At 27.4% G+C, this 22043-nt stretch carries 25 protein-coding genes and 1 riboswitch; of the genes, 7 read left to right on the top strand and 18 right to left on the bottom strand.

What is annotated here, in order from left to right; genetic code table 11:
• Positions 1-821: 821 nt before the first annotated feature.
• From ACEG17_RS03005 to ACEG17_RS02940, 14 genes are all read right to left on the bottom strand, one after another.
• Entirely contained in the window at positions 822-1304 is a 483-nt protein-coding gene (locus ACEG17_RS03005; protein WP_372582493.1) for an SH3 domain-containing protein, read from the bottom strand.
• 155 nt (positions 1305-1459) lie between these two features.
• Positions 1460-1867, bottom strand: coding sequence for a cytidine deaminase (cdd, locus tag ACEG17_RS03000; protein WP_372582492.1), 408 nt, complete (start codon positions 1865-1867; stop codon positions 1460-1462).
• A 49-nt stretch (positions 1868-1916) separates the two neighbouring features.
• Positions 1917-3008 (bottom strand): DNA polymerase IV, encoded by a 1092-nt coding sequence (dinB, locus tag ACEG17_RS02995; RefSeq protein ID WP_372582491.1) that lies wholly within the window; start codon positions 3006-3008, stop codon positions 1917-1919.
• A gap of 12 nt (positions 3009-3020) precedes the next feature.
• A complete protein-coding gene (locus ACEG17_RS02990) occupies positions 3021-3719 on the bottom strand; it encodes an ABC transporter ATP-binding protein (RefSeq protein ID WP_147005724.1) in 699 nt (232 codons plus the stop codon).
• Positions 3712-4875 (bottom strand): ABC transporter permease, encoded by a 1164-nt coding sequence (locus ACEG17_RS02985; protein WP_372582490.1) that lies wholly within the window; start codon positions 4873-4875, stop codon positions 3712-3714. Before ACEG17_RS02985 ends, ACEG17_RS02990 begins: the two co-directional genes overlap by 8 nt.
• Before the next feature lie 32 nt (positions 4876-4907).
• Positions 4908-6359 (bottom strand): S1C family serine protease, encoded by a 1452-nt coding sequence (locus ACEG17_RS02980; RefSeq protein WP_372582489.1) that lies wholly within the window; start codon positions 6357-6359, stop codon positions 4908-4910.
• A 23-nt stretch (positions 6360-6382) separates the two neighbouring features.
• Positions 6383-6892: a hypothetical protein gene (locus tag ACEG17_RS02975; protein ID WP_372582488.1), complete on the bottom strand. Its 510-nt coding sequence runs from the start codon at positions 6890-6892 to the stop codon at positions 6383-6385.
• 30 nt (positions 6893-6922) lie between these two features.
• Entirely contained in the window at positions 6923-7192 is a 270-nt protein-coding gene (locus tag ACEG17_RS02970; RefSeq protein WP_147005727.1) for an FtsB family cell division protein, read from the bottom strand.
• Between the two features lie 8 nt (positions 7193-7200).
• Positions 7201-7689 carry a transcriptional regulator NrdR gene (gene nrdR / locus ACEG17_RS02965; RefSeq protein ID WP_299571798.1) on the bottom strand — a complete coding sequence of 163 codons (489 nt, stop codon included), beginning with the start codon at positions 7687-7689 and terminating at the stop codon, positions 7201-7203.
• A gap of 98 nt (positions 7690-7787) precedes the next feature.
• Positions 7788-8258: a PTS sugar transporter subunit IIA gene (locus ACEG17_RS02960; protein WP_372582487.1), complete on the bottom strand. Its 471-nt coding sequence runs from the start codon at positions 8256-8258 to the stop codon at positions 7788-7790.
• On the bottom strand, positions 8248-8943 hold the full coding sequence (gene recO, locus ACEG17_RS02955; protein WP_372582486.1) for a DNA repair protein RecO: 696 nt from the start codon (positions 8941-8943) through the stop codon (positions 8248-8250). The genes ACEG17_RS02960 and recO overlap by 11 nt, the downstream gene beginning before the upstream one ends.
• A 36-nt stretch (positions 8944-8979) precedes the next feature.
• Positions 8980-9519 carry a hypothetical protein gene (locus tag ACEG17_RS02950; protein WP_372582485.1) on the bottom strand — a complete coding sequence of 180 codons (540 nt, stop codon included), beginning with the start codon at positions 9517-9519 and terminating at the stop codon, positions 8980-8982.
• Between the two features lie 85 nt (positions 9520-9604).
• Positions 9605-10516: a rod shape-determining protein MreC gene (gene mreC, locus ACEG17_RS02945; protein ID WP_372582484.1), complete on the bottom strand. Its 912-nt coding sequence runs from the start codon at positions 10514-10516 to the stop codon at positions 9605-9607.
• Between the two features lie 381 nt (positions 10517-10897).
• Positions 10898-11254: a hypothetical protein gene (locus ACEG17_RS02940; RefSeq protein WP_372582483.1), complete on the bottom strand. Its 357-nt coding sequence runs from the start codon at positions 11252-11254 to the stop codon at positions 10898-10900.
• A 232-nt stretch (positions 11255-11486) separates the two neighbouring features.
• Between ACEG17_RS02940 and ACEG17_RS02935 the strand changes: the two genes are divergently transcribed.
• The 7 genes from ACEG17_RS02935 (at position 11487) to ACEG17_RS02905 (ending at position 16429) form a co-directional block, all read left to right on the top strand.
• A complete protein-coding gene (locus ACEG17_RS02935; RefSeq protein WP_372582482.1) occupies positions 11487-12029 on the top strand; it encodes a C40 family peptidase in 543 nt (180 codons plus the stop codon).
• 183 nt (positions 12030-12212) lie between these two features.
• Positions 12213-13106, top strand: a complete 894-nt coding sequence (locus tag ACEG17_RS02930) for a helix-turn-helix transcriptional regulator (RefSeq protein WP_372582481.1) — start codon at positions 12213-12215, stop codon at positions 13104-13106.
• An 80-nt stretch (positions 13107-13186) separates the two neighbouring features.
• Positions 13187-13858, top strand: a complete 672-nt coding sequence (locus ACEG17_RS02925) for a hypothetical protein (RefSeq protein WP_372582480.1) — start codon at positions 13187-13189, stop codon at positions 13856-13858.
• Between the two features lie 175 nt (positions 13859-14033).
• Positions 14034-14528, top strand: a complete 495-nt coding sequence (locus ACEG17_RS02920) for a GyrI-like domain-containing protein (protein WP_372582479.1) — start codon at positions 14034-14036, stop codon at positions 14526-14528.
• A 19-nt stretch (positions 14529-14547) separates the two neighbouring features.
• Positions 14548-15021, top strand: coding sequence for a GyrI-like domain-containing protein (locus ACEG17_RS02915; protein ID WP_372582478.1), 474 nt, complete (start codon positions 14548-14550; stop codon positions 15019-15021).
• A 19-nt stretch (positions 15022-15040) separates the two neighbouring features.
• Positions 15041-15673 carry a GyrI-like domain-containing protein gene (locus tag ACEG17_RS02910; protein ID WP_372582477.1) on the top strand — a complete coding sequence of 211 codons (633 nt, stop codon included), beginning with the start codon at positions 15041-15043 and terminating at the stop codon, positions 15671-15673.
• A 141-nt stretch (positions 15674-15814) separates the two neighbouring features.
• Positions 15815-16429, top strand: coding sequence for a DJ-1/PfpI family protein (locus ACEG17_RS02905; protein ID WP_372582476.1), 615 nt, complete (start codon positions 15815-15817; stop codon positions 16427-16429).
• 40 nt (positions 16430-16469) lie between these two features.
• Here ACEG17_RS02905 and metK read toward each other — a convergent pair whose 3' ends face one another.
• The 4 genes from metK to ACEG17_RS02885 form a co-directional block, all read right to left on the bottom strand.
• The gene (gene metK / locus ACEG17_RS02900) at positions 16470-17624 is read right to left on the bottom strand and encodes a methionine adenosyltransferase (RefSeq protein WP_372582475.1); all 1155 of its coding nucleotides are present in this window, start codon (positions 17622-17624) and stop codon (positions 16470-16472) included.
• Between the two features lie 135 nt (positions 17625-17759).
• Positions 17760-17857, bottom strand: a riboswitch (SAM riboswitch).
• A gap of 111 nt (positions 17858-17968) precedes the next feature.
• Positions 17969-19171 carry a tetratricopeptide repeat protein gene (locus tag ACEG17_RS02895; protein WP_372582474.1) on the bottom strand — a complete coding sequence of 401 codons (1203 nt, stop codon included), beginning with the start codon at positions 19169-19171 and terminating at the stop codon, positions 17969-17971.
• A gap of 80 nt (positions 19172-19251) precedes the next feature.
• Positions 19252-20901 carry a phospholipase D family protein gene (locus tag ACEG17_RS02890; protein WP_372582473.1) on the bottom strand — a complete coding sequence of 550 codons (1650 nt, stop codon included), beginning with the start codon at positions 20899-20901 and terminating at the stop codon, positions 19252-19254.
• A 112-nt stretch (positions 20902-21013) separates the two neighbouring features.
• Positions 21014-21394 carry a hypothetical protein gene (locus tag ACEG17_RS02885; protein ID WP_372582472.1) on the bottom strand — a complete coding sequence of 127 codons (381 nt, stop codon included), beginning with the start codon at positions 21392-21394 and terminating at the stop codon, positions 21014-21016.
• Positions 21395-22043 lie beyond the last annotated feature (649 nt).

Genomic DNA, 22043 nt, shown 5'->3' with positions numbered 1-22043 from the left:
ATTATGGCGAAAGAAATACATTCGTATTTAGTTATTTTTCCTTTAACGAAATTTTGCTTATTTAATATTTTTAAAATGTAAAAGCCTGAAACTTAAATACAATAATCTTTATAATTTAATATAGAATGTCGTGATTTTTTTGGAATAAAAATGACTAAACACATTTATGTGTTTCTTTTGCCATAACCTTTATCGCAAATATATTTTGTGGAGTTGTTATAGTCTTTATTTGCGAAAGTGAGCGTCAGCGAGTTTCGTTTTCGTAGCAATTTAAGTTTATCCAAATAATAAATGTTTAGACTACTTTCCCAAATAAAATTTGGGAATATTTCAAAAAAATGCTTAGACAAGCCAGGGTTAGTGCGTAGCACTTTCGCCATTCTCTTTAATATGCTATTATTTAAAGATGTTAAAATAACTTTTATTGCGAAATAAAGGGAAATGGCGATTGATTTCCCTTGCTTTATAAAAAGAAAAAACATAAAAACTATAAGAAAAATATTTATTATAAGCAGTTTTTTTTAATGAGAGCCTCTTATATGGATACTTAAGAATTAAATTTTATTTTTTTTATCAAAGTTATCAAATCAATTTTTATCGAATTTCATTTTTATTTTTGAAATATACTCAAACCTATTTTAAATTAAACTGCTAAAAATTATATAAATTTATGGTTTGAGTAAAATAGTCATAGCTTTTGAGTTTGGTTTTAAATAAGTTTTACTGTAAATTCTTGGATATAAAAATAGCAGGATTATATATATTAATACTTCCTGCCATTTTTTTACTTTATAATTAATTATTTCTAAACTATTCTAAATTTATTTTTTACTTACTTGATTACTGAAAATATATCCGTGCTCATTTCCATTATATCTTATATAATACCAGTTGTCATCTGTTTTGCTTATTGCGTAAACAGTTTGTCCTGTTTTTAATCTTGTTTTTATAGTAGATTTTGTTGTTGGTTTTTCTCTTATATTACTGTATCCTTCGCTTGAAGTTATAGTAAGTTTTCCTACAATTTCCTTTAATTGTCCTTCATGAACATAACCAGTAAATGATTTTTTTATATCGTTATCGTAATAAGTTACTTTATGCCATTCTCCAGACTTTTCATTACTTTCCAATATCTGTCCATTTGTAACAGTTTCAATAACTTTAGAATCTGTATTAGCAGATTGTCTTATATTAATTGCATTGTCTTTTGACGATGTTATAAATGCCGCTCCCATTGAAATGGCACTAAGACCCATAGATAGAATTGAAACTAGAAACATTTTCTTTAGTACAAACTTTTTCATAAAAATCACTCCCTAATAATATAAATTTATGTTTATAATTTTTATATAACATACGTTATTTTCAATTATATTATAACCTATTTTTTTGATTTTGCCAAGTAAAAACTGTAAAAAATATAATAATTTATTAATTATTTAAAAAATATTATAAATTTCTACAAATCTTCTGGTCCAAATGAATATGGCAAAAGCTCTTCCAATGAAGTGATTTTATATTTTTTATCTTTATTTGCTAAAATTATTACTGTATCGTTGTCAGAAAACTCTCTTATTACCTGTCTACACGCTCCACAAGGGCTAATTGGCTCAGGTGTATTTCCTGTTACAACAAGTACTTTTATTTTCTCCATATTTTCAGTAACCGCTGTTGTAATCGCATTACGTTCGGCACAGAGAGTAAGTCCAAAGGATGCATTTTCAACATTTACTCCTTTATGCTTTTTTCCATTATTATCGATTAACAATGCTGCTACAGGAAATTTTGAGTAAGGTACATAGGCTTTCTCTAACAAGAGATTTATTTCATCAATGTAATCTAATATTTCTTTTTCATTTAAAGTCATTTACTTTCACTTCCCAACTTAAATAATTTTTCTCAAATTTTCTAATAATCTATTTTAAATCATCAAATGACAACTGAACTACATTACTTTTCAAAATTGAACTCAGCTGTACCCCAATAAGTCGTACTTCATCTTTTTTTTCAAAGAATTCTAGATTTTCGATTGCTGCTTCGTATATTTCGTTTACATCATTCGTTGCACTTTTCAAAGTCTTTGAACGGGTATGTGTTACAAAATTGGAATATCTGATTTTTATTGTAATAGTTTTAGCGAATTCATTTTTTTCAATAAGTTTGCTGCTCAATCTTTCGGATTGCTTTTTTAATTCAGCATGTAATGCCAAAATATCATTTTCCTCCTGATTAAAAGTAACTTCGTGTCCATAAGACTGTCTTTTTCTATCTGTATTTATTTCAGAAGAATGCAAGCCACGAATAGCATTATACAGATATTCTCCTTTACTTTCTCCAAATCTTCTGATTAACTCATTTTTTTCAATTTCATAGAGTTGAAAGACATTCGTTATATTAAATAATTTCAATACTTCCCTTGTTTTTTTTCCAATTCCTGGAATTATCCCAAGCTCCTTATTATAAATATAATCTAAAAAATGTTCACGGTTTCTAAATATAAAATAACCATTTGGCTTATCAATATCACTTGCAATTTTAGCGCTTATCTTGCTAAAACCTATACCAACTGAGCAAGTAAGCTTAGAATTATCATAAATAAATTTTTTAAATTTTTTTATAAATCTCTCTATCTTTAAAATTTCATCTCTTTTATCAAGTTTCATATTTTTATTTCGAATAAATTCTGTAATATCAATATAACCTTCATCAACAGATGTAAATTCGGATTTTTTCAATACATTTTTTATTAATCCCTGTATTCTTCTGCCCTCTTCAAAGTAAACACCTTTTCTAAGGCTCACAACGATAAGATTTGGACATAGCCGTTTAGCCTGAACTGTTGGCATTGCAGATTTTACTCCATATTTTCTAGCTTCATAGCTTGCCGTTGTAACAACTCCATGCCCTATTGCAATAGGCTTTCCTCTAAGTTCCTTATTATCCCTTTGCTCAATTGCAGCAAAAAAGGCATCCATATCATAATGCAGATAAATTTTTTCTTTTTCCATTATCAAAATTTCCTAAAATTGTATTGTTGGTAAAATCATATTAAATTCACCATTTTCAATTTTATACTTATAAGTAGCCAAATTTGCTAGTTCCAGACTATGAGTAACTATTATTATTGACTGATTTCTTTCTTGATTTATTTTCATAAATAGTTCATTTATCATATTACTTGTTTCTGTGTCAAGATTTCCTGTAGGTTCATCAGCCAGTATTATATCAGGGTCGTTAATCATTGCCCTTGCTATTGCCACACGCTGCTTTTCCCCTCCTGAAAGCTCCATTGGTTTATGTTTTATACGTTTTGCAAGTCCCACTAGTGCAAGCAGTTCTTTTGCTTTTTTCTTAATTTCATTCTTATTCATATTTTTATTTACAAGTGCAGGCATCATAACATTTTCAAGTGCTGTAAATTCATTTAGCAAATAGTGAAATTGAAAAACAAATCCTATTTTTTTATTTCTTATTGCTGTTTTTGCTTTTTCATTTTTATAGTGTATCTTTTCTCCACCTATATAAATTTCTCCATCAGTCGGCTCATCTAAAAGACCAAGTATATTTAAAAGGGATGTTTTCCCGCTTCCTGACTTACCTTGTATAGAAATAAAATCTCCTTTGTTAAACGCTAAGTTTATATTTTTTAGAATATGAATATTTTCAACTTTTGTCTTATAAATTTTATTAACATTTTTCAATTCTATTATTTTATTCATATTTTAACGCCTCCACAGGTTTTAATCTGGCTGCTCTAGCTGCTGGGAAGATTGTTGACAAAAATACAACTACAAATGTTACTCCATAAATAATAAGAAGTTCCTTTTGTGAAATATACAAAGGCAACTCTTCCAGATAATAAGTTCCACCTTTCATATATTCCTTAAATAAAATTTTTAACCCTATAAGTACAAGTGGCGACAATCCACTTGCCAAAATCATCCCAAATACGCCAATTATCAATCCTTCTATAGTAAAAATTCTTCGAACATTTTTATTTGTATATCCAATTGATTTCAAAATTCCAATATCCTTAATTTTCTCACGTACAATCATATTTAAAATTACCGATACAGCAAAACTTGCAATGACAAGAAGTAAACTTAAAATCGCAATTAACACAAATTTTTCAAACTGTACTGCTTTTAAAAGATTCTGATTTATCGTCTTCCAGCTTATCACACCGTATTCATTATGATTAACAACATTTTTTACTTGATTCAATACATTTTCAACTTTTTGAGGCTGTTCAACCTTGATTCCAATTTCTGTCGCAGATTCACCTTGTTCAGATAAAATTTGCATAGTTTTTAATGGTACAATCGCAAGATTTGAATCATAATCTAAGAATCCTGTTTTAAAAATACCTCGGACAATTAATTTTATTTCTTTATTCTCAGCAGACACAAGACTTATTTCTTTCCCAACTTGCAAGTTCATCTCTATCGCTAATTGTTCACCAACAAGAACTGAATTAAGCTCTGCAATATTATCATTTCCTTCTACTATTTTTAGATTTAAGCCATTTTTTACATTTTCTGGACTAATTCCATCAGCCAGCACACCTTTTGCCAAACCATTGCTTTTTATTATTGATTGACTATTTATTTGCGGGATAACAGCTTTTACGCCATCTATTTTTTTTATTTTTTCTATGATTTCATTATAATTTTCAAAAAAAGTTGATTTTTTATTTTTTATAAGAATATGTGGACTCATTGTCAATAATGAATTTATCATATTTTTGTCCAGTCCGTTTGAAACAGTTAATGAAACAATAAAAACTGTTACTGCAATAGCAACTCCAAGAACTGAAAATATGCTTTGAAATTTTCTTTCAATAATATGCTTAAATGCAATAAAAAATTCTACCATATTTATTCTTTTCTTCTCCTAAATTAGTTTTATTATCTTATATCACTCGACATTTCATGTGAAATGTTATAGTTGTCCATCAATTCTGCTTTTTGAGCCTTAACTTTTGCCACATCAAGTACTATTTCATTACTGTCTTCATCTTCAAAAACAATAAATTCACTGTTTGTATTTTTAACTTTCTGTACAAAATCATTAAAATCCTTATATTTTTGTCCATTAACCTTCGTAATTATCTTATTTTCAAGCTCAGAATATCCAAGATTCACATCAAATGGAAGAACTCTTACTAAAATCACCAATCCATTGTAATCCTTGAACAAATCTTCTCTATCATATATTGCAGCAAGTGTATTTGATGGTCGTGCTTGAGAAAGTGCTGTAATATAATTTGTTGTAAGAGGTTCAAATATTAATCCCCCGTATACATAATATGATGGTGCATCCTGTAATTTTGTACTTTTTACAACACTATACTTTATATCTGTTTTCTTTAATGTAACTTGTCCTTTTTGAACTTTTTTATCTCTTATGATTTCATAACTTAGATTCTGTCCGTATTTCTTTTCCTGGTTTATAAAATTAAAATCTGTTTTTTCATTTTTACGAAACTCAATTGTTCCATCTGACTCAATATTTTGTCCATCTAATTTTAACAATACGTCATTTCTTTGTAAAACTCCATAAAATGGCGAATTTGTGAAAACTTTTTTTATAATAATACCTTTTGAATCATTTTTTAATCCTAACATTTGACGTTGTGATGTACTTTCAAGTTTTGCCCATTGTATTCCTAATTTTGGTGGTCCATCATAAGTTCCATCTTTTATATCATCTAAAAAATTATTAACTATATTTACAGGAATAAAATATCCTATATTATCTGCTTGAGTAAGTCCCGCAAATGCAACTCCAACAACTCTTCCATTGCTTAAAACAGGTCCTCCACTATTTCCACTATTAATGGCGGCATCAGTTTGCCCTATTAAAAATTTTTGATTTGTTAAAGTATACGTATTATGCTCCATTCTAGAAACTATTCCTCTAGTCGTACTAAGTTTATCCCCACCAAGCGGATACCCGTAAACCGTAAGATTATCCTGAATTTGAGGCAATGTTCCTAATTTTAATGTAGCTGTCCCATTAAAGAACGACTTGTCTTCCACATCAATCATAGCCAAATCATATTCTTCAGAGATAAATTTTACATTTGCCTTGTATTTTCTAGAATCTCCTTCTTTTCTAACTTGTAGGAATTTTTCATTTAATACGGCATGCGCATTTGTAATAATTCTGTTTCCATCAATTATAAATCCTGTTGCTGTAGAATTGTAGTCCTGCCCATTTTGCCAAGGTGATGCATAATTATACATCTGATGAGCTGCATAAACCTTTACAAGAGCTTTTTTTACAGAACCGTCATCTCCAAACATAAAGCTACATATAAGGACATTAATTATTACAATCATTTTTTTTATGTTCATTTTTCTACCTTTCCTGAATATTTTTAAATATCCAATTTTTCTCCAATTTTATTTTGTATTAATTTTAAAAATAACAATTCATTGTTAATATTTAATCTAATTTGTATTCTTTTTTTATCTTTTGTTATTACCTCTAAAAATTTATCTGCTTTACTTGAACTTACTCTAATTATTTTTATACTAGCACTTTCAATATCTTCAATATTAATGGTTATTTTTTTTAAAAATATTTTATTATCTTCAATCACAATCTTAAAACTGAATAAAAGAAAAGATGCAACGATAACATATCCAAAAAGAATCGCAATAAAAACAATTTTTATAGTTGTTAATTTTTCAATTCCAGCAATTCCTTTATATAAAGAATATCCTGCTATAATAACAATTATTATAAAAAAAATAGACGATGAAATCATATATTTTAAATTTGCTCTAAAAACATATTTATTCTTCTCATCTTCTATTTTATATAGCTCTAATTTATTTTTTAAACTTTCCATGTCAAAAATATTATTCATTATACTATGACTCATAAAAATTAACTTCAATAATTTATTAACAAATTATTCTGAAATTTTATAAGTTTCTTCTCCTTCTTTTTTTAAATTCAAATTATTTCTCGCAAATTTTTCAGTTTTTTCATCTTCATCTGAATTCTTTTCTTGACTTAATAATCTATTTTTTTTATCGTTAAGCTCTTTTATTTCTTTATCTGTACTAATCAAATTGTTTTGCATAGATCTTTTATTAAAAAAGATTCTTGCACTTTGCCCAATAAAGTAAACTACTAAACTGAAAAATATGATATTTCCTATTATACGTAGCTTTCTCATTATTCCTCCTATATTTTTAAATTTTTATGTCTATCTTGTTTGTCTTTATCATTTCTTATTTTTTCTATTTCTTTTATAAAACTATCTAAACTATCAAATTTTTTATAAACTGAGGCAAATCTCACATAGGCAATTTCATCTAAATCTATTAGATATGAAAGTATTTTTTCACCTAATTCACTTGATTTTATTTCACCTGAATATGAAGTCAATATTTCACGCTCAATCTTATCTATTGTTTCTTCTATTTTTTCTACATCAATATGTCTATTTTCAAACGCCCTTACAATTCCATTATAGACTTTTTCGCGTAAATATGGCTGTTTTTCACCATTTTTCTTTACAACAACCAATGATAATTCAGCAACTTTTTCATGAGTGGTAAATCTTTTACCACACTTCTCACATTCACGCCGTCGTTTGATTGAGTTTCCTTCAAAATAAGCACGGCTATCCACTACTTTTGTATTTTCATAACCACAAAACGGACATCTCATAATATTCCCCCCTAATCTTTTTTAAAATATTTTATTAATTTTACAGGGTTATATGTTAATTTATTAAAAATTATTTCTATAATATTTAATACGACTTATTATCCATTCATCTCTTCTGTTCGAATAATTTCAATAATTTGTTCATTTGATTCAGCCTTCAATAAATTATCTATAAATCTGTCTTCTCTTATTAACCTTGATATTCTTGCCAATACTTTTAAATATTCTTGACTTTTATTTTCTGGACATAGAAACATAAAGAAAATATTTACATTTTCATCATCTACTGAATTATATGCTATTCCATTTCTTGAAATTCCAAAAGTCACAATCAATTCATCTACTGCTTTTGTTTTTGCATGTGGTAACGCTATTCTTTTACCAATTCCAGTTGAACCCATCTCTTCTCTTGCAAGAATATCATTTAATCCCTGTTCTTCATCCTTTATTAAATTTGTTTTTTTTAAGTTACCATACAATTCTTTAATTACTGCATTTTTATTTTTTGATTCCAAATTTAAATTTATTGTGTCAACTTTAATATAATCAGCAACATTTTTAATTTCCATAAAATTCCTCCATAATAAATTTCTTTAATTTTATCTTAGTTTGTAAATTTGAATTTATAAAATCTTCAAAAATTATAACTATTTTTTTTAGAAAATCTACATACATTTCCATTTTTTCCTGAATTTCAGAATTTTCTAAACTATTTTTTGAAATTTTTAAAATTTCCTTATACTTTCTAATATTTTCCGATTTTTCTTTTTCTAGTATCAAACTAATTTCATTTATATCATAAATTCCTTGTTCTATCATTATTCTTCTTAAAAATGATAATAAAATATAATATTTATAGCCTTTTTTTATATATGGAAGAACATCAATAAAACTTAATATTTCTACTAATTTATCAAAAAAATCTCCATTTTCATCTGTTGTATAGTAAATCTTATCTATACTGTCTAATACATATAATGAAATTTCCAATTTTTCAATATCTTTCATAATATGTTTAAAATTTTGGATTATTTCTACATCTTTTACAATATAGTAATTATTCTTTTGTATAAGTGTTACTTCAACTTTATTAAGCGGATTTAAAGAAATAACATCTCTTTTTTTTGATTTTCGAATTCCATATGCTGTTGCCATGATTTTTCCATAATCTTTACTAAACAATGTTACGAGTAAATCCGCCTCTCTCATTTCTACTTTCTTTAAAACAATACAATTTGTCTTTATTATTTTCATATCTTCATTTTATTTCATATCAGTTTAAATTTTTTATTATCTAAAATTAGACAATCTGTAAATTATTTGAGAACTTCCATCACTTACAGATATTTTACTTGGATAACTATACCCATTTGATGATTTATAGTCACTAAAATTCACTGTATTTCCACTGCTTTTTATTGCAGTTAGCCAACTATTAGAAAATGTAAATGTATCTCCATTTCTAGTTTGCGTTTTTTTAGAAGTTATACCTCGTAATTTATTAAATACAGATAATATATTTGCTTCGCTTTTTTCAACTTTCTGTGTTACAGTCTGTTTTAGACTTGGATAATAGATTGTCTTCTTGCTTCCGCTAAAAGTATACACTTCTCCTTTATTCACACTTGGAGCTGTAATTGTTAATTTCATTGTCCCAGAATTATAAGACATCACATAACTTTTGCTTCTTTTTTTGCCATTAATTGTTGCATCTTCAGTAACGTTTACTGTAAAGTTTCTTTTTTCCCAAAAATCTTTAGAAAAAGAAAATACTGATACCAATAAAAATAATAATATAACTTTTTTTGTTATTGTTAATTGTTTTAACATAACCAAACTCACCTCTTTTTATATTTTTAAAATAGTGATTCTTAATTAAGTTGCCACTATTTTGTATATATTAATACAACTTTCTTTAATTTGTTTGTGAATTTTCTTTATTTTGCTGTTCTTCAGCCTTCACTTGATTTTGTATCTGAGTATTTATTATATCATTAACACTCCATTTGTAAACTAACACACTTTGAATATCAAATATATTAAAACTTGGTTTAAATCTAATTTCTTTCATTTTATTAAATGCATTTACTTCAGTTACTTTGAAACTTCCTATTCTTATTCCTTTTGGCAGAACATCACTAACTCCAGAAGTTTCTATATTAAATATTGTATTTTTATCTACTTTACCTTCATTATAATTTTGCACAGAGAAAGTTCCATTACCATTTCCACGTAATATTTGTTGATCAGAACCATTTAAAACGACACTTAATTTTGAAGTCTTACTTGTTAACAGAGTCACTTCTGAATATTCTTCACTTACCTTAGAAATTTTTCCAATAAGATAACCGTCAAACATTACTGGCAGATTTATTTTTATTCCTTGTGCAGACCCCTTATTTATATACATTTTCTCAGATGAATTACCATTTTCCACAAGTGCAACATCTGCTGCTATAAATTCAGCTGGATTTTTTTGACGCATACCTAGCATTTGCCGTAATTTTTCATTTTCTTCTTTTAAATATGCAAGTTCCATATTCTGAACTTTATTTTTCTGTAATTCAAAATCTCTATTTTTATTATTTTCAGCATAATCTTCAACATAACTAATATCATTAACTCGTGATTTTAATTTTAAAACCTGAGTATATAACATACTTTTTACTTTTACTAACCTAAAGTTTACTGACTGAGTTATTCCATCTAAAAATGTAAATGAACTTGTAATTCTATTTTTAAAGGCAAACATTATTATTATTATTATTATCAAAATCAGAACTGCTCTACCTGTGCTCTTTTTCTCAGAAAAATCATCTAATTTCATTATTTTCTAATCCTCTCATTTTTTATTCCAAAATATCAAATATAAAAACATAAGCATTTTAATATTGATACGATTAATTTCTTCAAAATCAAACCAGTTTAAAAAATGTATATTTTTTAAATTTAGTGTATTTAAAAAGTAATAAAAATATTTAAATTTAATTTTAAAGCGGTATTATTATAATACCATATAACATACATTATATCAAGCGTTTTTATAATTTATTCTCTATTTTTTTGCAATAAATAACTTCAATTTCAGTTTAACTCCTAAACATACATAAAAATACTAAATAGCAAATCAAAAATAATATAACTATTATATATCTAAAATTATATTACAAATATAAAAAGGCACTATAAAGTGCCTCCATTAAAAAATTTATTCTTGTCCAACAACAGCTCTGTAACGTCTTTCAAGTTTTTCAAATTTTTCTGGGTTATTTCTTAAATAAAAATTCACCTTTTCAATTGCAGCGTCAACATTTTGTAAAGAATCATCTACATTACCAGTATTATCTTCAACAACTTCCTCTACAACAACTTCTTCAACATTTTCAGTAACTGGTGTTACTTTAATTGTTTTGTTTGCTTCTTTTTCAGGTTTTACTCTAACTTCTTTTCTTCCTTGATCTTGAAGAGCTTCTTTTCTGTATTCTTCAAGAATTTTTTTTGTGTTTGTATCAGCAAAAGCCATAGCTGAAATAATTGTTATTCCAATTAAAATCAATTTTTTCATTTTTATCATCCTTTCTATATTTCATTTTTAACTTTTCTACTATATTATAACAATATCTTTTAAAAACTTCAAGAAAAAATTTCAAAATAGATTCACAATTATAAAATGACAATTATTGCTTTTAATTACTTTTTTATCATTTTAATTTAAAATTAATTTTAATAAAACGAAAAAAAAAGTTGATTTTGCTATAATATGTTTACCAAAGTTCAAAGGTAGATTGGAGGTTCTAATGAAGAAAATATTGATGCTAACTGGAGCTTTGATTATTTCTGCTGTATCATTTGCAGATTTACAAAGTACAATCAAAAATCATTATAGTAATAAAACTATAGATTTAGCTGTTGTATCAAAACCTAAACCAAGAGAGGTGAATAGTGGTGGAACTTCTTCCACAGCAGTAAGAGATCAAATTATCTCTTTCGCACAAACAAAATTAGGTTCACCGTATGTTTGGGGAGCAACTGGTCCTAGCAGTTTTGATTGTTCAGGCTTCGTTGGTTACGTATTCAAAAAAGCTGCTAATGTAAACTTGCCTAGAGTTTCAAGTTCACAAGCAACATTTAAACCAAGAATTTCATCAATGAATATGAAAAAAGGTGATTTGGTATTTTTTGAAACAACTGGAAAAGGTCGTATTTCTCACGTAGGAATCTACATGGGTAATAGACAGTTTATTCATGCTTCTTCTGGAAGTAGAAGAGTAACAGTTTCTAGTTTAGACAGTGATTTTTACAACAAGACATTTAGATGGGCAATTAATCCATTTAGTTAATTTGTGAATTAATTTCTTATAAATAAATATATTCTTTACATATAATTCTTGTGTAAACAAGAAATAATAAAATCATATAAAATGATTAAAAAAAATCATAAAAAACTTTGGAATAAGGAGTTCTGTCTCTTAGTAGGCATTTCTCCTTTTTTTCTATCTAATATTTTAAGGAGTTTAGTTATTATGAAAATCAACAGATTATTTGAAATTGTATATTTATTGCTGGAGAAAAGAGCTATTACTGCAAAAGATCTTGCTGAACATTTTGAAGTGTCTGTCAGAACAATTTATAGAGATATTGACATTCTCTCTTCTGCTGGTATTCCAGTATATTTTCAAAGGGGAAAATCTGGTGGAATAAAATTAATGGATAGCTATATCATAAATAAATCGCTACTTTCACAAAATGAGCAAAATGAAATACTTTATGCCCTTCAAAGCTTAAATGCCACTAATTATCCTAACAACAATAAAACTCTTTCAAAATTAAGAACTATTTTTAACAAAAAGTCAGACAACTGGATAAAAATAGACTTTTCAAGATATAATTGCGATGATAGTACTTTATTTGAAAAAATTAAAGAGGCAATATTAACTAAACAAACCGTAAAATTTAACTATTTTAACACAAAAGGCGAACATTATGAAAGAACAGCAGACCCTTTAAATTTATGGTTTAAAGAAAAAGCATGGTACTTATTCGCCTATTGCCACAAAAAAAATGATATTCGTCAATTTAAAATAACAAGAATTAAAAATCTGACTTTAACAAACGAATATTTTGAAAAAACAATCAAAGACTTTGAAATAAATAACAAAAAAAGTATGGTAAAAAATATAAAAATCATAGTTGAAATAGACAAATCACAGGCATACCGTATTTATGATGAATTTTCTGAAGAGAATATAAACAAAATGGAAAATGGCAATTTTGAAATTATAATGGAATATCCTGAAAATGAATGGGTTTACGGCTATCTTCTATCTTTTGGAGAACATTTGAAGGTAAAAGAGCCAGAGAGAATAAAGAAAATTATGTTTGAAAAAATTGCAAAAATGAAAGAAAATTATAAATAGGAAAATATTTTTCAAAGTTTTTTTCAAGAATAAAATGCTATAATTTTCTAAAATATTAAAAACGAAAGGAAGTGTTGCAAATGAAAAAATTTTTAACAGTAACATTTTTATTTTTTAGCATCTTTGGATTTTCTAATGCTAAAAACAATACTTCAAATGATGAAAAACAAGCCGTAATCAACAGCTTTTATGATTTTATGAAATTTCACACAAATCCTGAAAATGTCAAGAAAAATGTTTTTACAAACTCTGTGGAAGGTACAAATGAAATTTTGGGAAAAAATGTAAGCAATCAACGTAAAAAAAATTTAGAAGATATTGCAGCAAGTCAGACAGATAAATCATTAAAAAATTCTACAGATTATTTAATAATCGCAAACTCAAAAATTTCATACAAAGTATTGGATGCCGAAATTAAAAATGGTACAGCTGTCCTAACTGTACATATTAAAGGTCCTAATTTTACAGCTCATGCCTCTGAATTAGAAAATTACATAAAAAAAATTAGCAATGAAGAAAAGAAAAAAATTTCAAAAATGAACAATAAACAATATCAAAACTTTTTGCTAGAAAAAGGTTCTGAATTTTATTTGCAATTAGTTAAAAGAAATAATTTACAATATATGGAAAACGATATCAAAGTATATGTAAAAAAATATCCTAATACATGGGGAGTAATTCAAGATTACACCATAAATAATGCTATTTACAAATATCTTGGTTTTGGTTATGGTCCAGAATTGATGAGATAAATTATAAAAATTAATAAATATGGCAATATTTTATTGTCGTATTTTTTTTTTAAATTTTTCTTAACAAATATATTTTTTATAAATCAAAATTTTATTTTTTAATATGACATACTCTTGTCATATTATGATTGCTATAATTGATACAATAAAACTTGATAGAAAAGGTGGTATAATTATGAAATACGAAATAGTAGAAATTAAAGAAAAAACTCTTGTTGGATTAAAGGCGAGAATAAAGGAAGAGAAAACAGCACATGATACAATCTGGAATTTATGGAAAGATTTGTATTCTGAAAAAGGTGTCAAAAATGTAAAAGATAGAAAAAACGGTAATCTTATGGGAGTTTATTATAACTACAGTAATGAAAATGGACTTGCGTATGACTGTCTTACAGGTTGTGAAGTAAAGGATGCAATAGATAAAATCCCTGAAAATATGATAAAAATCCAAATTCCTGAAGGAAAATATGCAAAATTTGTAATTACTGGAAATCCTGAAAAGGCTGTTGGAGAATTTTGGAATAAATTTTGGAAAGAATTGAGTGAAGATTTTTCGGATAATAGAAGGTATACATATGATTTTGAAGAATATATAACTAAAGACAATTATGAAATATCAGGTGAAAGCTATGAAAACATGGAAATTCACATTTATATCAGTATAAAATAATAATTAGGAGATGATAATTATGAAATATGAAATAGTAGAAATTAAAGAAAAAATTCTTGTTGGATTTAAAACAAGAGTGAAAGATGATGAAACAATGTCTGAAAAAATTTCAAATTTATGGGAAAAACTGTATTCTGAAAAAGGTACCAAAAATATAAAGGACAGAATTAACAATAATGCTATTGGAGTCTATTATAATTACAGTAATGAAAATGGCTTTGAGTACGACTGTCTTACAGGCTGTGAAGTGAAAAATAAAATTGATGAAATTCCTGAAGATATGACAAGTCTAGAAATTCCTAAAGGAAAATATGCAAAATTTGTGATTTTTGGTGATCCTGTAAAGGCTGTTGGAGAATTTTGGTATAAATTTTGGGAAGAATTTGGGAAGGAAAAATCTGATATAAGAAACTATACTTATGATTTTGAAGAATATATAGCAGGTAATGATTATGAAAATATGGAAATTCACATTTATATTAGCATAAAATAATAACTAGGAGATGATAATTATGGCATTTGATTTTAAGAAAGAATTTAAAAAATTTTATAGACCGTCAGAAAAACCTGAAATTATAGAAATTCCTAAAATGAATTTTATAGCAGTGCGAGGAAAAGGAAATCCCAACGAAAAAGATGGTGAGTATCAGAAAGCAGTTGAAATGCTATATGGAGTTGCCTACACTCTTAAGATGAGCTATAAAACAGAATACAAAATTGAAGGATTTTTTGACTATGTTGTTCCACCACTAGAAGGACTTTGGTGGCAGGAAAATGTAGAGAATGAAAATTATTTGTTAAACAAGGAATTATTTAACTGGATTTCTTTAATTAGAGTACCTGATTTTATTAAAAAGGAAGATGTAAAATGGGCTATAAAGTGTGCCACTGAAAAAAAGAAAAAAGATTTTTCAAAAGTTGAATTTTTCAGCTATAATGAAGGACTTTGTGTACAATGCATGCATATAGGAAGCTACAATGATGAGCCTGAAACTATCCAAAGAATGAATGAATTTGCACAAAAAAATGGATATAATATAGAATTAACAGAAAAAAGATATCATCATGAAATTTATTTGAGCGACCCGAGAAAGGCAGATGTGAATAAGATGAAGACAGTAATAAGACAGCCTGTAAAAAATTAAAAATTTGACTTTTTTTATATTATAATTTATAATATTTTCAATTCTTTTAAAACTTTTTAAAATTAAACTATTAAAAACGAAATAATTTTATTTGGTTTTAAAATAGAAAATTAATCGCAGCTAAGAAAGGACAAAACAATAATGAAAAATATAGTTTTTTTAATTTTAGATGAATTTGCAGACTGGGAAACTGCATTTCTGTCTTCAGCATTGAATGACAAAAATATAACTCAAAATTATTCAGTTAGCTATGCTTCAACTGATAAGGATATTAAAGTGTCAATGGGTAATTTAAAAATGATACCTGATATGACATTAGAAGAAATAACAGAAGACAATACTGACGGATTGATTTTAATTGGAGGAAAAACTTGGAGAAACCAGAGTTTTGAAACAAACTACACAATTATTGAACTTGTTAAAAAATTTAAGAATAATCCAAATAAAGTTGTGAGTGCAATTTGTGATGCCGCTTATTTCCTTGCAACTAACGGACTTCTAAATGATTGCAAACATACTGTAAACAATCTTGCTGATATAAAGGATAATGAAAGTTATACAAATTCTGAAAATTTTGTGAAAGCAGAATCAGTAATTGATGGAAAGATGGTAACTGCAAGAGGTGACAGTCCAGTACATTTTGCAAAAAATGTTATGAAAGCATTAGGTGATATTCCTGAAAAAAATATAAATTTCTTTTTTGATATTTATACAATTGGATTTGAAAAAGCTTTTGAAAAATATTCTAATGAATAAACAGTTAAAGGGAGTGACTTATTCACTCCCTATTTTTGAATTATTTTCCTAATTCTTGTTTCAAGCCTTCAACTTTATCCAGTTTTTCCCAAGGCAAATCAATATCAGTTCTTCCAATATGTCCAAATGCCGCTAAATCTTGGTATCTAAATGATGGTTTTCTTAAGTTTAATGATTTTTGGATTCCATTTGGTGTCAAGTCAAATAATTTTGCAACAGCCTCTTCAATCCTTGGTTCTTCAACTGTCCCAGTTCCAAATGTTTCTACACGAATTGATACAGGTTCAGCAACACCTATCGCATAAGATAGCTGAACTTCACATTTTGTGGCAAAACCTGCTGCAACAATATTTTTGGCAATCCATCTTGCCGCATAAGCTGCCGATCTGTCAACTTTTGATGGATCTTTTCCAGAAAACGCTCCTCCACCATGTCTAAAGTAACCACCATAGGTATCAATTATAATTTTTCTTCCAGTAAGTCCAGAATCTCCGTGAGGCCCTCCAATTACAAATCTTCCAGTCGGATTAATATGGAATTTTCTTACATTTTCAATATTCAAGTTATATTTTTCCAACACAGGTTTTATAACAAGTTCTTTCAAATCCTTTTCAATTTGTGCATTTGTTACATCTTCGTTATGCTGCACTGATAAAACAACTGTATCAACATTTAACAATTTTCCATTTTCATCATAAGCTAACGTAACTTGTGCCTTTGCATCTGGTCTTGCCCAAGCGAGTGTTCCATTTCTTGTAATTTCAGTCAGTCTTTGAATAATTCCACGAGATAACACAAGTGCCAAAGGCATTAATTCTTCAGTTTCATTAACTGCCCCTCCAAACATAATCCCCTGATCTCCAGCTCCACCTGTATCGACTCCCATAGAAATATCAGGCGACTGTGAATGAATAGTATTTAACACACCACAGTCAGAGTCAAATCCCATTCCTGGGCGATATCCAATTTCATAAATTTTATCTCTAACAATCTTCTGAACATCCACATAAGTCTTAGTTGTAATCTCTCCCCCAACGACTACAAGCCCAGTAGTCGCAAATGTTTCACATGCTACTCTTGAACTTTCGTCATCTGCAAGACAAGCATCTAATATTGAATCTGAAATCTGATCACAGATTTTATCTGGATGTCCTGGTGATACAAATTCTGATGTAAAGTAAATTTTTTTAGCCATTCTATTTCCTCCTAATTTTTTCTATAAACACAACTTAATTTACAACAATCAATCTTAAAACTTATAATTTCCAATTTCAATGCATAAAATATTTTGACTTAAAAAAAATCTCTTCCTAGAAAGGAAGAGAATTGTTTCTTATCTTCGCATTCATATGCCGGACTTAGCACCTTGTTATTACAGGTTGCTGGATACTCAAACGGGCCGTTCCCTAATATCTCTCTTGATAAGTTTTATTAAATTGTATTATAATTTATTTGATTTTCAAATAACTTTGTTGTAAAACAAGTATATAATATTTTTTTACAAATGTCAATATTAAAAAATTTTTATTTCCTGTATTTTTATTTATTGTATTCTGCTGCTTTTTTCTTCATAATTTCATCAATACTTACATCTGAAGATTTTTCGTCAGATTTTACTGTTTGTGCAGGTTGCTGCTGCTTAGCTGTGCTTGGTTTTTCAGCTTTAATTTCAACTTTTGAAGCTTCTTCTGCTTTACTTTTACTTTTTACATTATTAAGAGTGCTTTCTGTCAAACTTTGAGATGAGTTTACATTTCCTAGGAATGTTTTTGGCTGTTTGTCATTTTTCTTTTCTTCAACTACTCCACCCTTTTCAATTCTTTCAACAGTAGCCGCAGCATTTTTATCTCCATTTTTTGCAGCTATTTTATACCATTTCAAAGCCTCTGTCATATTATTTTGTTGATGGTATGACATTGCGATTGGCATTGCAAGTCCTTTATTCCCAGCATTATACGCTTTTAGAAGGTATGGACGTGATTCAGTCTGTTTACCACCATCATATAAAATTGCTCCAATTTCATAATTTGCCTCTTTAACACCACGGTTTGCAGCCTTTTGGAACCATTTCATCGCTTCTGACTCATTTTTAAGTTCTTTATTTAAAAGTGCCACACGTATGTCAGCTTCCTTTATCCCAGCATTATATGCTTTTTCAAATTCCACTTTAGCTTCTTTATATCTCTTTGCTTTTATTAAATCAATACCTCTATTATATGCTTCTGCACCAGGACGCATTTTTATTTGTCTCATTTGCTGTCTACCAGCAGTCGTTGTAGAACCTTTTGGAAGTCTTGCAATCAATTTATTTGCTTCTGCCGTATTTCCTTCTTCTTTAAAAATCATAGCCAAGTTATAAATTGCTTCAGGATAGTTTTTATCTACACCGTATTGCAAAATTTGTTTAACTTTATCCTTATTTTTTAAATTGTAATAAAGCTGTGCTAGCGACATAATTGATTCCTTATCTCCATTTTGAGCTTTTGTCAATGCTTCAGAAACTTTTGCAGGATCAATTTGATTGTCAATTAAATTTTGCTGTTCCTCAGGAGTTAAATTTTGTATATTTGGATTTCCTTGAGCCTGTCCTCCAAGATTAAAAATATCAGTATTAATGTCCTTATTTTGTTGCTGTTGTGTCTGCTGATTATTTTTCTTATCATCCTTTTTCTTTTTAAAGCAAGAAACTGACATCATACCAATAGCTAAAATTACTACCACTAACATTATTTTTCTTTTCATTCGTTTCTCATTCCTCTCTTTCAAATTCTTTTTATTTTTATAATTTTTTAATTTAATATATTTTCTATATATTTTTTCATCTAAAATGATCCTAATTGTGCTGCATCTAAAATTTTATACATAAAATCTGCACTTGCCTTCGTAGTTGGCTCATCATCAAAGTTTATGGTAAACAAACCATCCTTATTTTCCCATAATCTATCAAAATATGTATAGATATCTTTTGTCAGCTTAGAATTATTATTTGTCAAAATTCTAAAATTAGCATCCATTATGTAACCACGTATATTTTTTTTGATTAAATTAGCCGAACCTGTGTGTATTATAACATTGCCATCTGTTTTTTTGATTAGTGTTATCTTTGTGTGATATTGCTCATTATTTGTAAAATACCATTTCACTTCTATTTTATTTTTAGTTTTTTTCTTCAATTTCTTAGAAACAGGTTTGTTAGGCAGTCCATTCGTACTCATTCCAAAAGCATCTCTACTTCTATCAAAAATAATCCGAACTTTTACACCACGATTTGCAGCTTTTATCAATCTGTTAACAACACCTTTATCAGCCAGAAAATACATACCCATAAGTATTTCATCCCCTGCTCTCGCACTGTCAATGTCCTTATCCAGATGCTCCCCAATTTTTGCTTCTGTCACAAACTGAAGCTGATACTTATTATTTTCATCATCAAATCTTGTAATCGTATCTCCATTTTTCTGATTTTCGTTTTCAGAATTTTGACTTTTTTCAGAAAGTTCTCCAGTCTGTGCAAATCTTCTTGTTTCCTCTTCCACAAATTCTTTCTTCTTTTTCTCAATTTCTTTAACTTGCTTTTCAGTTTCACTTTCAGAAAAATTATTTGTCTCACTTGTCTGATTGTTCGTTAAATTTCCAATTTGACTGGTATTTATTTTATTTTCCTGCTTCTCAGTTACATCAATCTTCCCATCTGAAAATTCAGCCACAAGCTGTAATCCATGCAGAACATCCTTTGTAATTTCTCCATTAGCCGATATTGCTACGTTTTCATGAAAATAGCTAGGATCGTGAATATTAGCACTTGAAACTACAACATTTTCTTCATTTAAAAATATTTTTCTGTGATCGGCCTTTACATTCAATGCCCTCAATAAATTTCTCAAAGTCAATTTAGGCCACATAGGCCCGTAAAAGTTCCCAATCCATCCTTTCCCCTGTGGATTTCCGTGAGGCTCTATAAAAGTTCTCCAAATTGGCGAATACCATGGAAACGTATCCTTGAGCTTAAAAATATCCACCATTATAACATCAATCCCAGCATTTTTCATATCTGTAATAAATGGATGCTCAAAAGCCCCGTATAAATTATTATTCTCATCTGAAAGTACATATACCTTCAAATCAGGATTTTCCATCTTCTTTTTAATAAGCCTTCTCGTATATTCCTTAGCAAACTCTGGAAAATGCTCCTTATCCTTATTATAAATGTCATTAAACAAAAACATCTCCACAATCAGATAATCCTTTGCCTCATCCACAACCTTATAAGTCGCCTCCCAAATCTGCCTGTCATACCGAATATTCCCATCCTTATCCAGATAAGTCAAATCATAATGAAACTCAACATTATCACTATCCCTCAATGGACCTTCATAATTTACTCCAAGTGGAGGAGTTTTTATTGTGGAACATGAAATTGTAAAGGCTGTTAAAATACCAATTAATAAATACTTTTTTCTTTTAAAACCCATTATCTAATCTCAATCCTTTCTATTTATTTGGTGATTCCTTATTAAATCATATAATAAAAAAGTTTTTCACTATTTAAAAAGAGAATAATATTTAGTAATTCTTAAACTAAATTTATTTTATTTCATCATATATTTCTAATAATATATCATTTAGTTCAACTCTTTCTTCTTCTGAAATATCAAATATATTTATATAAATCTGATAAATAGCTTTTATTATCAATAATATAAGAAAAAGATAAAACCAATATTCTATAAATTTTTGATTATTTATTATAATTTCTGACAGATAATTCGGACCTTTAATAATATCTATTATTGGAAATAAGGAGGTCGAAAAAAGTGATACCATAAAAAAAATAGAAATCTTTAATCTCTTTTTTTCTAAAATAAATTTTAAATCATCTTTTTTTAATCTCAAATATGAAATTTCTTTTTTTAATGATTTTTTTATTTTATTTTTTCTAACATCATATTCCTTCTCATTATTCATTTTTTTTCTTATTATAATAATAAAAAATAAATTAATGATAAATAAACTAACTAAGGATCTTTTTATAAATAATATGTTGAATTTGAAAATATATAAAAATATCGGTATTGAAAATGAAATTAATAACAAAATATTCTCTAGTTTTATTTTTACGATACTTTTAAAAAAATTATTTTCTAGTTTTATTTTTATGATGCTTTTTAAAAAAATATTCCATATCATTTTATTAGACATACTATACAAATAGGTTATAACAATTAAAATTCTAGGATATAAACTTATAAGTTCTGATATTATTTTATATTGATTAAAAAAATTACTAAAATATAGAGGAAATATCAAAAGTAAAAATATTTCATATCGTATCAAAAAATACAATATATCTATCTTTTCTATATCTTCATTTTTTGATATTTCTTTATACTTTGTTATAATTTTCTTATAACTTTTGTTTCTTTTATATTGGCTAATATTTTCTTTACTTTCTTTATATAAAAATTTATATTCTCTTTCAAACAAATTCATATATAAACCTCCTTTTATTCCAAGTTGCAGCAAATAAAAAATTATACTAAATTATTTAATAAATATATTGTATCGGAATATCCATATAATTAAATTTACTTATCGAACTCTCTCCTTCACCATC

The sequence above is a fragment of the Leptotrichia hongkongensis genome (assembly GCF_041538065.1).
Lineage (GTDB): Bacteria > Fusobacteriota > Fusobacteriia > Fusobacteriales > Leptotrichiaceae > Leptotrichia > Leptotrichia hongkongensis.
The sequence above is the reverse complement of the archived record's forward strand: the minus strand, read 5'-3'. Positions and strand labels throughout refer to the sequence as shown.

What these genes read in the sequence shown, in the direction of transcription:
- ACEG17_RS02910 (WP_372582477.1), top strand. Translation starts at nt 15,041, where the DNA reads ATGGCATTTGATTTTAAGAAAGAATTTAAAAAATTTTATAGACCGTCA.
- ACEG17_RS02985 (WP_372582490.1), bottom strand. Translation starts at nt 4,875, where the DNA reads ATGGTAGAATTTTTTATTGCATTTAAGCATATTATTGAAAGAAAATTT.
- ACEG17_RS02970 (WP_147005727.1), bottom strand. Translation starts at nt 7,192, where the DNA reads ATGAGAAAGCTACGTATAATAGGAAATATCATATTTTTCAGTTTAGTA.
- ACEG17_RS02950 (WP_372582485.1), bottom strand. Translation starts at nt 9,519, where the DNA reads ATGTTAAAACAATTAACAATAACAAAAAAAGTTATATTATTATTTTTA.
- ACEG17_RS02890 (WP_372582473.1), bottom strand. Translation starts at nt 20,901, where the DNA reads ATGGGTTTTAAAAGAAAAAAGTATTTATTAATTGGTATTTTAACAGCC.
- ACEG17_RS02905 (WP_372582476.1), top strand. Translation starts at nt 15,815, where the DNA reads ATGAAAAATATAGTTTTTTTAATTTTAGATGAATTTGCAGACTGGGAA.
- ACEG17_RS02915 (WP_372582478.1), top strand. Translation starts at nt 14,548, where the DNA reads ATGAAATATGAAATAGTAGAAATTAAAGAAAAAATTCTTGTTGGATTT.
- cdd (WP_372582492.1), bottom strand. Translation starts at nt 1,867, where the DNA reads ATGACTTTAAATGAAAAAGAAATATTAGATTACATTGATGAAATAAAT.
- mreC (WP_372582484.1), bottom strand. Translation starts at nt 10,516, where the DNA reads ATGAAATTAGATGATTTTTCTGAGAAAAAGAGCACAGGTAGAGCAGTT.
- ACEG17_RS02895 (WP_372582474.1), bottom strand. Translation starts at nt 19,171, where the DNA reads ATGAAAAGAAAAATAATGTTAGTGGTAGTAATTTTAGCTATTGGTATG.
- ACEG17_RS02925 (WP_372582480.1), top strand. Translation starts at nt 13,187, where the DNA reads ATGAAAAAATTTTTAACAGTAACATTTTTATTTTTTAGCATCTTTGGA.
- ACEG17_RS02935 (WP_372582482.1), top strand. Translation starts at nt 11,487, where the DNA reads ATGAAGAAAATATTGATGCTAACTGGAGCTTTGATTATTTCTGCTGTA.
- ACEG17_RS02975 (WP_372582488.1), bottom strand. Translation starts at nt 6,892, where the DNA reads ATGAGTCATAGTATAATGAATAATATTTTTGACATGGAAAGTTTAAAA.
- ACEG17_RS02960 (WP_372582487.1), bottom strand. Translation starts at nt 8,258, where the DNA reads ATGGAAATTAAAAATGTTGCTGATTATATTAAAGTTGACACAATAAAT.
- ACEG17_RS03005 (WP_372582493.1), bottom strand. Translation starts at nt 1,304, where the DNA reads ATGAAAAAGTTTGTACTAAAGAAAATGTTTCTAGTTTCAATTCTATCT.
- ACEG17_RS02930 (WP_372582481.1), top strand. Translation starts at nt 12,213, where the DNA reads ATGAAAATCAACAGATTATTTGAAATTGTATATTTATTGCTGGAGAAA.
- ACEG17_RS02980 (WP_372582489.1), bottom strand. Translation starts at nt 6,359, where the DNA reads ATGAACATAAAAAAAATGATTGTAATAATTAATGTCCTTATATGTAGC.
- metK (WP_372582475.1), bottom strand. Translation starts at nt 17,624, where the DNA reads ATGGCTAAAAAAATTTACTTTACATCAGAATTTGTATCACCAGGACAT.
- dinB (WP_372582491.1), bottom strand. Translation starts at nt 3,008, where the DNA reads ATGGAAAAAGAAAAAATTTATCTGCATTATGATATGGATGCCTTTTTT.
- recO (WP_372582486.1), bottom strand. Translation starts at nt 8,943, where the DNA reads ATGAAAATAATAAAGACAAATTGTATTGTTTTAAAGAAAGTAGAAATG.
- ACEG17_RS02885 (WP_372582472.1), bottom strand. Translation starts at nt 21,394, where the DNA reads ATGAATAATGAGAAGGAATATGATGTTAGAAAAAATAAAATAAAAAAA.
- ACEG17_RS02940 (WP_372582483.1), bottom strand. Translation starts at nt 11,254, where the DNA reads ATGAAAAAATTGATTTTAATTGGAATAACAATTATTTCAGCTATGGCT.
- ACEG17_RS02920 (WP_372582479.1), top strand. Translation starts at nt 14,034, where the DNA reads ATGAAATACGAAATAGTAGAAATTAAAGAAAAAACTCTTGTTGGATTA.
- nrdR (WP_299571798.1), bottom strand. Translation starts at nt 7,689, where the DNA reads ATGAGATGTCCGTTTTGTGGTTATGAAAATACAAAAGTAGTGGATAGC.
- ACEG17_RS02990 (WP_147005724.1), bottom strand. Translation starts at nt 3,719, where the DNA reads ATGAATAAAATAATAGAATTGAAAAATGTTAATAAAATTTATAAGACA.